Here is an 11,295-nt window from a genome sequence, read left to right on the forward strand (position 1 = left end):
CCATGCGGTTCCCCCTTTATCCTTCCGCCTTCATAATTCTTTTTGGGGTGTCCGCCGTTGACACTCCCCCTCTGTTATTCTGAAAGCAAAAACCCTCATCGTTCACCAACCTCAAAATTTATTCTATTTGAACCATGCGTCACTCTTTAGTAACCTTGCCTGCAAATATGCCAGGTACGACGTCCAATTCAGGCATCCGTGATAATCATCGCCGGGGAATCGTCGCGGATTTCCTTCGCGCGAAGATTCGCCAGGACTCATACCTGTCCATCGTTTCCGCTTATTTTACCATTTACGCCTTTGACGCCCTCAAAGATCACCTTAACCAAATCTCCCATCTCGATTTTCTTTTCGGCGAACCGCGTTTTGTCAGCTCCCTGGACCCTGATCGCACGGAGTCAAAGACCTTCGTGCTGGACTCCTCCGGCCTGAAACTGGCCAATTGCCTCGCCCAAAAACGCGTTGCTCGCGAATGTGCCGATTGGATTCGCCAGAAGGTGGACATCAAATCCGTCCGGCACACCAGCCTGCTTCATGGCAAGATGTACCATATTGCCAATAATGGCGTTCACGAAGCCATCCTCGGCAGTTCCAATTTTACCGTGCGCGGTTTGGGCTTGGGGCAAGCGGACAACAATATCGAACTGAACCTCGAAGTGGACAGCAACCGCGACCGGCAGGACCTCAAAACCTGGTTTGATGAACTTTGGAATGACGCGGCATTGGTCGAAGATGTTAAAAAAGACGTTCTCCTGTACCTGGAACAGCTCTATGTCAACCAGGCCCCGGAGTTCGTCTATTACAAAACCCTGTTCCATATTTTTGAGAATTTCCTGGCCGATCAGGAAAAGGGCGGCCTCCTCGATCAGGATCTCAAGATTGTTGACACTGGCATCTGGAAAGCCCTCTTTGAGTTCCAGCGCGATGGCGTCAAGGGCGCCATCAATAAAATTCTCAAACATAATGGCTGCATCCTGGCCGACAGTGTCGGCTTGGGAAAAACCTTTGAGGCTCTGGCCGTCATCAAATACTTCGAACTGCGCAACGAGCGCGTTCTGGTCCTGTGCCCCAAGAAACTCCGTGAAAACTGGACGGTGTATCGGCAGAACGACGCCCTCAATCCCTTCATTGACGACCGCTTCCGGTTCGACGTTCTCTCGCATACCGACCTCAGCCGCGAAAGCGGTACCTCTGGCGACATTAACCTGGCAACCTTCAATTGGGGTAATTTCGATTTGGTGGTCATTGATGAATCGCACAACTTCCGCAACAACACCCCGGGCCGGCGCGACGAGGATGGCAACCTGATCCGCAAAAGCCGTTACCAGCGGTTGATGGAGGATATTGTCCAGAGCGGCATCAAAACCAAGGTCCTGCTATTGTCCGCCACGCCGGTCAACAACGATTTGCGCGACCTGCGCAACCAGATTTATTTCCTTACCGAAAACCGCGACGATGCCTTTGCGGCATCCATCGGCATTGAGAGCCTGAAGGACACCCTGACCGCCGCCCAGAAAACCTTTTCCCTGTGGTCCAAGAAAAAGTCTGGCGAGCGCCAGACCAAGGATCTGCTCGAAAAACTCAGTTCCGCCTTTTTCAAGCTGCTGGACGAACTGACCATCGCCCGTTCGCGCAAGCACATCCAGCGCTACTATAAGGCCAGTCTTGCCCAGTTGGGCGGGTTCCCAGTGCGCCGCAAACCGGAGTCCATTTTTCCCGACATTGATTTACAGCACCGCTTCCTGTCTTATGACCGGCTTAATAACGAGATCGAGGGCTACAAACTCTCCCTGTTCGCCCCGTCTCGTTACCTGAAAAACGAGTGCGAGTCGCTGCCGTGCTACCAGACGCATGCCAACGATCCATTCAAGCAATCCGACCGTGAAAAATTCCTGGTCGGCATGATGAAGGTCAATTTTCTCAAGCGCCTCGAAAGTTCCGTGCATTCCTTTGAGATCACCATGGAACGCACCATCAAAAAGATTGAGAGTTTGGAGAGCAAAATCCACAATTTTGAAAACGATCCCACCCAGGACCCGGAATCCAACGCCCTTGAATTTGACCTGGGCATCCCGGAGGAGGATGAGGATTTGGAGGCCGCCCAGTTGGTCGGCGGCAAATTCAAGTACCATCTCAAGCACCTTGAATTGAAAAAATGGTTGAAAGACCTCCAGCGCGATAAAGAGCAACTCAGCTTGCTGCATACTTCTGCCCAGGCCGTCACGGCGGACCGGGACGCCAAGCTCAAGGAATTGAAGCGGCTGATTGAACGCAAGGTGAAGAACCCCACGACCAACAAACTCGGCGAGCTTAACCAAAAGGTTCTGGTCTTCACCGCCTTTGCCGACACCGCCACGTACCTGTTCGATTCCTTGCAGTCCTGGGCACAGCACCAGCTCCATATTCATATCGCGCTCGTTTCCGGCAGCGGCAATAACCAGACCACGTTTGGCAAAACCGAGTTCAACCAGGTCCTGACCAATTTTTCCCCCCGTTCCAAAAACCGTGCCAAAATAAAGTCCATGCCCCAGACGGGGGAAATTGATCTGCTCATTGCCACGGATTGCATCTCCGAGGGCCAAAATCTTCAGGACTGCGATTACCTGGTCAATTACGATATCCATTGGAACCCTGTGCGTATCATTCAGCGCTTTGGCCGCATAGATCGTATCGGCAGCGTCAATCACGCCGTTCAGTTGGTGAATTTCTGGCCCACCCAGGACCTCGACAAATACGTCAACCTGAAAAACCGCGTTGAGGCCCGCATGGCCCTGGTGGATATCGCCGCTACTTTCGAGGACAACATTCTTAATACCGAGGAAATCGAAGAACTCGTTCACGAAGACCTCCGTTATCGCGACAAACAGCTCTTGCGCCTGCGCGAGGAGGTCCTCGATTTGGAAGACTTTAGCGAAAGCATCGCTCTGAACGAATTCACCCTCGACGATTTCCGGATTGAACTAAGCAAATACATTGAAGCCAACCGCCAGCTTCTTCAGGATGCCCCCATGGGCCTGTATGCGGTGGTGCCCCCGCACCCCGAACACCAGATCATCGCCCCCGGCGTCATCTATTGCCTGCGGCAGAAAGCATCCCATCAACCATCAACCATTCGCCATCAACAATCCACAGTAAATCCCCTCCAACCCTACTATCTGGTTTACGTCCGGGACGATGGCACCGTCCGGTTTGGCTTTGCCCAACCCAAGCAGGTCCTTGAGATTTTGCAATTGCTGTGCCGGGATAAAACGGTCCCCTACGCCGACCTGTGCAACCTGTTTGACCAGCAAACCCACAACGGCGCGGATATGAGCGCCTACGACCGCTTGTTGCAGCAGGCCGTCGCATCCATCGTTGCCACGTTCCGCCGCCGCGTCGCGGCCGGGTTGCAAGGGAGCCGCAATTTCATCATCCCCGATCAAAAAGACCAGGCCAATGACACCGCCGATTTTGAACTGGTCACCTGGCTGGTGATCAAGAACCCATGAAACGTAAATCCAAAGTCGTCGCCAAAAGCCGCACCACCGGTGAAACAATTGGTGGTGCGGACAAAACTCGCGGCACTGCTGAGGGAATCCGCCGCATTCAGAGTACTCGCACCACCGGTGCGACTACTCCGCGGTCTCCGCATGAATCGGCCTTCCATGAAGTTATAGTCTTGATCCAAAAGGCGCGCCAGCGCGCTTTCCTTGCGGTTAACACCGAGTTGATTGACCTTTACTGGCGCGTGGGTGAGTACATCAGCCGCAAATTGGAGGCGGCAGCCTGGGGGGATGGCGTTGTGGACCAGCTTGCCCGCTTCATCACCAGCGAGGAGCCAGACCTCAAAGGCTTCACCCGGAGAAACCTATTCCGGATGAGGCAGTTCCACGATACCTATCGGCACGAAAAGAAACTCTCACCACTGGTGCGACAATTGCCATGGACCCATAACCTCCTGATTCTGAGCCGCTGCAAACGCCCCGAAGAGCGCGAGTTCTACCTCCGCCTTTGTCTCCGGGAACACTGGGGTAAGCGCGAACTGGAACGTCAGCTTGCGGGCGCCCTCTTCGAACGCACCATCCTTGCTCCGCCAAAAGTGTCACCACTGGTGACACAATTGCATCCCCAGGCGGGAAATATTTTCAAAGACACCTACCTGCTCGATTTTCTCGACCTGCCGGAAGTCCATTCCGAGGCCGACTTGCAAAAGGCCCTCGTCGCCAATCTGAAACATTTCCTCCTGGAATTGGGTCGCGATTTCTCCTTCGTCGGCGAACAATACCTCTTGCAGGTCGGCGGCAAGGATTTCCGCCTCGACCTCCTTTTCTACCACCGCGCCCTCCAATGCCTCGTGGCCTTCGATCTCAAAATTGACGAGTTCCAGCCCGAGTACCTTGGCAAAATGGAGTTCTATTTAGAGGCGCTCGACCGCGACATCAAAAAGCCGCACGAGCAGCCATCCATCGGCATCCTGCTTTGCGCCACCAAAGACAATGAGGTGGTGGAATACGCCTTGAGTCGTTCTGCATCTCCGGCGCTGATTGCGGAATACCAGACCGCGCTCCCTGATAAGCGCCTCCTCAGGCGTAAACTTCACGAGTTCTACCAATTGGCAGCCCCGGCGCTGCCTCAGGGCAGGCTCCCCAGTCCCGGAAAAAAACCTCGCCACCCATGAACTTTTCCCTCTCACTCGACCACCTGCGCCGCCGTGCCCCAGAACTGGGCAAAGGGTGGGTACAATTTGAACATACCCTTGCCGCAACCCCGGAAGAGGCTTCCGCTTTGAAGTCACAACTTGTGACCTCAAAACCTGGGCGGGTGGCAGTCGTTACTCCCTTGATAAAATCTTTCCCCATTCGCGTCTATTCGCGTTCATTCGCGGTTAACCTTTTATGAACCCCCTCCCAGCCAAACCAGCCATCATCGCCGACCTGATCCGCTCCATTCGCGGGCAACGGGTTATTCTGGATTCCGACCTCGCCCGCCTCTATGGCGTCCCCACCAAGCGCCTGAACGAGCAGTTTCGCCGTAACCAGGAGCGATTCCCGGAGGATTTTGCTTTTCAAATAACCGCTGAAGAAGCTGACCTCTTGAGGTCGCAATTTGCGACCTCAAGTTCTCCAGCAGACCGGTCGCAGATTGCGACCGCATTACGCAAGCATGGGGGGCGTCGCTACCTCCCCTACGCTTTCACCGAACACGGCGCGCTCATGGCGGCCAACATTCTCAACAGCCCCGAGGCCGTAGCCATGAGCATCCATGTCATCCGCGCCTTTGTTCAATTCCGTCACGTTCTGGCCACCCATGCCGACCTCGCCCGCAAGTTGGCTTCCTTGGAAAATAAATACGACGCCCAGTTTAAAGTGGTATTTGATGCCATTCGCGATCTGATGGCGCCACCCAAAAAAATCAAACGCGAAATCGGCTTCCACGCCATCAAAAAATAATCTTTGTGCCTTTTATGCCCTTTTGTGATTAAATCACTTTCGACATGAGCGATCTCCCAACCAAACAATCCATCCAGTCCGCCCTTGCCGGGTTCGCCACCGAGCCCCTCGCCTCGGCTGCCACGGCCCTGCTTGAGTCCCTGGGTTACCGCAGCGACAAGCGCCTCGCCCTCAAACCCAACTCCGCCGAGGCCTTCACCGCTCAATTTGCCAAGGATAGGCCGCTCAACCCCGCAACCGCCTTGCTCGCGGACTGGCAGTCCGTGGATTTCCTATTCCAGCTAACGGACGAAGAAGTCCGCGCCGCCGCCGGCGGCAACCAGCAATTTCTGTTCGACAGCAAGGGCCAATACAACGGCGCGGCGATGGAGTCTTACCTCTTCTTTGCCATCGCCCTCGAAAAGCCCCACTACACGCGCACCGAACTTTCCGGCATCACTCGCGCCGTGAACCACCTGTTCCCCATGCCGGTCATGGTGCTGTTCCGCCATGGCGACACGCTCACGCTCGCCGTCATCAATCGCCGATTGCACAAGCTCGACAGTGCCAAGGACGTGCTGGAAAAGGTCACGCTCATCAAGGACATCCGGTTCACGTCACCGCACCGGGCGCACATCGAAATTCTCGCCGACCTCTCGTTCGACTCGCTGCGTGAACGGCACGACTTTTCCAATTTCGTCACCCTCCACGCCGCGTGGCAGAAGTCACTCGACAGTTCCGAACTCAACAAGCGCTTCTTTCTCGAAGTCGCCAACTGGTATTTCTGGGCGCTCAGCCATGTCGAGTTTCCCAAGGACGCGCCCAAGCAGGATGGCAAGGATCATATCAGCGTCATCCGCTTAATCACCCGGCTCATGTTCGTTTGGTTCATCAAGGAGAAAGGCCTGGTTCCCGACCTCCTTTTCGATGAGCGCAAATTGCCGCAAATCCTCAGCGGCTTTTCCCCCACCAAGACCAGCGACAAGGAATCCGTTTTTTACCGCGCCATCCTGCAAAACCTTTTCTTTGCCACGCTCAACACCGAGATGGACAAGCGCGGCTGGACCAAGGAGGAACAGAATTTCATGGCGCACAGCCTGTATCGCTTCCGGGAATTGTTTCAAAAGCCCGCCGATGCCCTCGACCTGTTCAAAAACATCCCGTTCCTCAACGGCGGTTTGTTCGAGTGCCTTGATAAGGACCTCGGTGAAAATGCCAAACCGCGTTACGTCCGCATTGACGGCTTCTCCCGCCGCGACGATAGCCAGGCCGTCGCGCCGGATTTTCTTTTCTTCGGCCCGGAACGGGATGTGGATTTGAGCGAAGACTACGGCGACAAAAAATTCAAGACGGTCAAAGTCCGCGGGCTCATCCACACGTTAAACCATTACAAGTTCACCGTGGCGGAAAACACCCCCATTGAGGAGGAAATCGCCCTCGACCCGGAATTGTCCGGCAAAGTGTTCGAAAACTTGCTCGCCGCCTATAACCCGGAAACCGGTGCCACCGCCCGCAAACAAACCGGCTCCTTTTACACCCCGCGCGAAATCGTCAACTACATGGTGGACGAAGCCCTCATTGCCTACCTCAAAACCAAACTCGAAAATGCCCTGGCTTCCGCACACCCCAGCGGAGTTTTTCAACCAAGCCCAGCGGCACAAGTCGGAGTTGGCCAGTTGAACACTCCTGCCTCAAACCCCAACGGGGTTTCGCAAGCTAGCCCAGGGTTGCGGAGGGATGCGGGGCGCTACCCTGGGGAAACAGCCCCCAATATATCCCCCAACCCTGAAGGGGTTGCAGACCAACCAACCCGCCGCCAGCTTGGCCAGTCCGGCTCGGACCAACTCTCAACCGAATCCCGCCTCCGCCACCTGTTCGCCTACAACCACGACCCACACCAGTTCACCCCCCAGGAAGTGGTCGCACTCATCGCCGCCATTGACAGCCTTAAATCCCTCGACCCGGCGGTTGGTTCGGGCGCGTTCCCGATGGGCATCTTGCACAAGCTCGTTTTCATCCTCGGCAAGCTCGACCCCGACAACACCAAGTGGCGCGAACGCCAGCGCCAGCGTGCGATTCAACAGACTGCCGAGGCGTTCAAGATCGGCGACAAGGAGGAGCGCCAGCGTCGGTTGGATGACATCAACGGCGTGTTCGAGCAAAACGCCTCCGATTATGGCCGCAAGCTCTACCTGATTGAGAATTGCATTTACGGTGTGGACATTCAACCAATAGCCGTCCAGATCGCCAAAATGCGTTTTTTCATCTCGTTAATCGTGGACCAGAAGATTGACGACTCGCAGCCCAATCGCGGCGTGCGGCCACTGCCAAACCTGGAAACCAAGTTCGTCGCGGCCAACACGCTTATTGGCGTGAACCGGCCCGGCCAGCAATTCCTCCGCAACCGCGACATGGACGCCAAGGAAGCCGAACTCCGCCGGGTGCGCGAGCGCCATTTCCTCGCCACCACTCCGAAACAGAAAGCCAAATGTCGCGAGCAGGACGAGAAACTCCGCACCGCAATTGCCGAGCTGCTTAAAGGCGACGGCTGGGACAAAGACACCGCCACGAATCTCGCCTCGTGGAATCCTTACGACCAAAACGCTTGGGCTAGGTTCTTCGATGCCGAATGGATGTTCGGCATTACTGATGGTTTCGATATTGTTATAGGAAATCCTCCTTATGTCCGAATCCAGAACATCGCCGAGAGCGAAGCCGTGCTTCTAAAGCGCTACTATTCTTCAGCAATCGGAAAGTTTGATATTTATGTGTTGTTCGTTGAAAATGCTTTTCGACTGATCTCCGCGAAAGGGATCATTTGCCTAATCCATCCACATCGCTTCCTAACCGCAGATTACGGGCGCGGGATCAAAGCGTTCTTGGACAAAGTCCGTGGCCTTCAGTGGGCAATTCTTTTCGGTGTTGATCAAGTTTTCGATGCGGCCACGACTTACACAGGACTTTTTGCCTACTCAAATGGCAACGTGAGTTTTGGATTCAAACACGCGAACACCACGGAGTTTTATTTAGCGCCGTTCACACAACGCCCATATTCGGCAAGCGGAAGCCACTGGAATCTTTCGACAGAAAATGCCAGTTCTTCAGATTTGATTGAAAAACTGCGAGGCCAGCCGCGCAAATTATCCGACATCTGCATAGGTGTATTTCAAGGAATTGTAACCGTAGGCGACGATATTTTTGTATTCAAAGGCAAGCGGTCTGGAAAAACGTTCGTCGGCTGGAGCGAGGCTGCGGGTAAGGAGGTCGAATTGGAAGCGGACATTGTGAAACCTTTACTCAAAGGTGAAAACATTCAGCGCTACGAGCCTCTGTCGAGTGATATTTGGATTTTCTATCCGCATTACCAAGATGAGTTTGGCAAGACTCGGGCATATTCAGAAAAGGAATTGCGTGCCCGTTTCCCGAAAGCGTTTGATTATATCAAGCCATTCAAAAGCCATCTCACAACGAAGAAAATCCAATACAAGACCAACGCTGACCTTTGGTTCTCGCTTCATCGTTCACGGGAAATGTCGCTCTTTGAGCAGCCGAAAATCCTAACCCCGCAACTTCAAAATCATCCCAGCTTCACTTTCGATGAGCATCGGTGGTATCCTGATGCTGGCGGTTATTCGCTCATCTTGAAAAACGCCACCCAAGATGATTACATGTTTCTATTGGGCGTCATGAATAGTTCGTTGCTCTGGTATTTCATACGAAGCACCAGCAATCCCTACAACAACAGTTACTACTATTTCAAAACTAAATACCTCGAACCCTTTTCTTTTCCTGTGGTCGATAAAGACAAGCAGGCACAAATCGCCAAATTGGCCGCAAAGATTCACGAATCCAAAATTATACCTAAGCGTGCCGACACGGCCGCCTTGGAGCTTGAGATAAACCAACGTGTTTACGCCCTCTACGGCCTGACGCCTGAGGAAATCAAAATCGTGGAGGAGACATCAAAATGAAGCCCGAATCGGAATCATTTCAAACGAGGTGTCGGTATCCTGGTTCCCACGAAAACCCAACAAAGAATCGGATTTATGGAATTTGTCATTAAACGCTTGGAATTGCTTCAAATGCCCCTGTGATCTTATGCCAATTATTCATCTTTATTGTGATGAACGCGGGCACCTGCCTTTTGATCGGGAAACCCACCTGGCTTTAGGCGCGTTGCGCGTGCCGCGCGAATGCGTGAAGCCACTGACTCAAAAACTGCGAGCGCAACTTTCCGCCATGGGTTGGCCGGCAGGAAGGGAGTTGAAATGGACAAAAGTATCCCCCGCCGGCCTGAAGTTCTATGAATCCGCCCTCGACTTTTTCCTCCGCGAACCGGATTTGCGCTTCCGCGCCCTGCTGGCCCCCAAAAGTCTACCCCCTGGCAAACTGCCAAAACCGCCCGCCGCTGAGGCTGAACCCGGCACGCCCGCATGGGAAGCGTATCATGCGTTATTGGAGCAATCAGCCCCGGCGACGGTGGATTTTCTTCACCGTTACGAAGCCTGGTATTACGACCGGTATTTCGAGTTACTGAGCGCAACCGTTGCGCCCCCGGCGCACCATGCCATTTATGTGGATGTGAAAGATACGCGGGGTGGCACGCGATTGCAGACCTTGGAAAAACGCCTGGCGGACGCGCACTGCGATGGGATGCCCGGACGGGTGATTGACTGTGTGCGGCAAATCCGGAGCGAAGAAGTATTGCTGGATCAATTGGTGGACCTGCTATTAGGCTGTTTGGCATGGACGTATGGCACACCGCAACGGAATGCCGGTCATTTGGCCAGTCCGGCCAAGTCCGCGATGGCCAAACGCCTGCAATCCGCAATCGCAACACCGGAGGCTTCCCTTGTTCCCAAGGTGGTCATTGCCCATTCTCCGGAAAGGAGCCCGGCGGCATGAATGGTGTGTTGCTGTTCCCCCCACTGCTTCCGAACACGGGAGGGGTTCCAGAGGTTGAACCGCTGGCACACGCCGTTTATCAGGCGGATTTTCCGGCGGGTGGAACTTTGCCCGCCGTTAAAGGTGAGGTGGTGCAGGTGCGACGTGAGCCGCATCCGGCAAACCCGACGCGCGAATACACCTATTGGCACATGGTTACGGAAGACGATCCCAAGTTTCCCAGAGATGAGTCTAAACGGTTGCCGGATTTGGTAAGAGTTTGTGCGATACCAAGGGCGAAAACCTTGTTAGACAACCATACGCACGCCACAGTGAAGCGATGGTGGAACGTGCGTGCCGGTTTGAAACACCTGTGTATCTGGCATCCGCCGGTTAATTACGTATTGGTGATTAAAGAGCGTTATGAGGGAAATTTTCTGGTCACTTCTTATTGCCCGGAACCAACACGCAGGCTGGATTTTCACAAAGAGTGGGCCACGGCAAAAAAAGCAGGCCGCACCTTTTAGCGGGTGCGGCCATAATGTACTGTTCCACACATGGTGGCTGTATCTGAGATCAATAAACACCCATTTCGGACTGGTTGCAACGTCAAAATGAAAGAAAATGAAACCCAATGTTGGTTGGTAAAATTCGCGCCCTTACGCACCCCGTGGGCGGGAGATCGTGAAGCGCGGGCGGTTCACATTGTGCGGTGTCCGCAGTGCCGCCGCGCGAAAACACCTTTCGGACATGCGCTTGGGCGACGCGGTTCTTTTTTACCACAGCCATAGCAGCGCATTCTTCCGATGCAATAGTTGTTTCCTTTGGTGCGCTCACCCTCTGTGCTGGCATACTCCTCTTCCGCACTCCGCATTCCGCATTTGATTACTGATCACTGGTCACTGGTCACTCTTCCCCTCCGAATTTATTCCCTCCCGGAGGCAACCGCCTTTTCCGTTTCCCTGTTAACGTCGCTCCCGTTGGCCATCACGGGCCGGGCGTT

General features: G+C 54.2%; 6 protein-coding genes. All 6 read left to right on the forward strand.

What is annotated here, in order from left to right:
• Positions 1–167: 167 nt before the first annotated feature.
• Positions 168–3,488 carry a helicase-related protein gene (locus WCO56_12855; protein ID MEI7730458.1) on the forward strand — a complete coding sequence of 1,107 codons (3,321 nt, stop codon included), beginning with the start codon at positions 168–170 and terminating at the stop codon, positions 3,486–3,488.
• A complete protein-coding gene (locus WCO56_12860) occupies positions 3,485–4,657 on the forward strand; it encodes a PDDEXK nuclease domain-containing protein (protein MEI7730459.1) in 1,173 nt (390 codons plus the stop codon). The genes WCO56_12855 and WCO56_12860 overlap by 4 nt, the downstream gene beginning before the upstream one ends.
• A 217-nt stretch (positions 4,658–4,874) precedes the next feature.
• Positions 4,875–5,429, forward strand: a complete 555-nt coding sequence (locus WCO56_12865) for an ORF6N domain-containing protein (GenBank protein ID MEI7730460.1) — start codon at positions 4,875–4,877, stop codon at positions 5,427–5,429.
• Between the two features lie 44 nt (positions 5,430–5,473).
• Positions 5,474–9,379 (forward strand): TaqI-like C-terminal specificity domain-containing protein, encoded by a 3,906-nt coding sequence (locus tag WCO56_12870; protein MEI7730461.1) that lies wholly within the window; start codon positions 5,474–5,476, stop codon positions 9,377–9,379.
• A 127-nt stretch (positions 9,380–9,506) separates the two neighbouring features.
• Positions 9,507–10,313, forward strand: a complete 807-nt coding sequence (locus tag WCO56_12875) for a DUF3800 domain-containing protein (protein MEI7730462.1) — start codon at positions 9,507–9,509, stop codon at positions 10,311–10,313.
• Positions 10,310–10,819, forward strand: a complete 510-nt coding sequence (locus WCO56_12880; protein MEI7730463.1) for a hypothetical protein — start codon at positions 10,310–10,312, stop codon at positions 10,817–10,819. Before WCO56_12875 ends, WCO56_12880 begins: the two co-directional genes overlap by 4 nt.
• Positions 10,820–11,295: the final 476 nt, after the last annotated feature.

Source organism: Verrucomicrobiota bacterium (genome assembly GCA_037139415.1).
Taxonomy (GTDB): Bacteria; Verrucomicrobiota; Verrucomicrobiia; order Limisphaerales; family Fontisphaeraceae; genus JBAXGN01.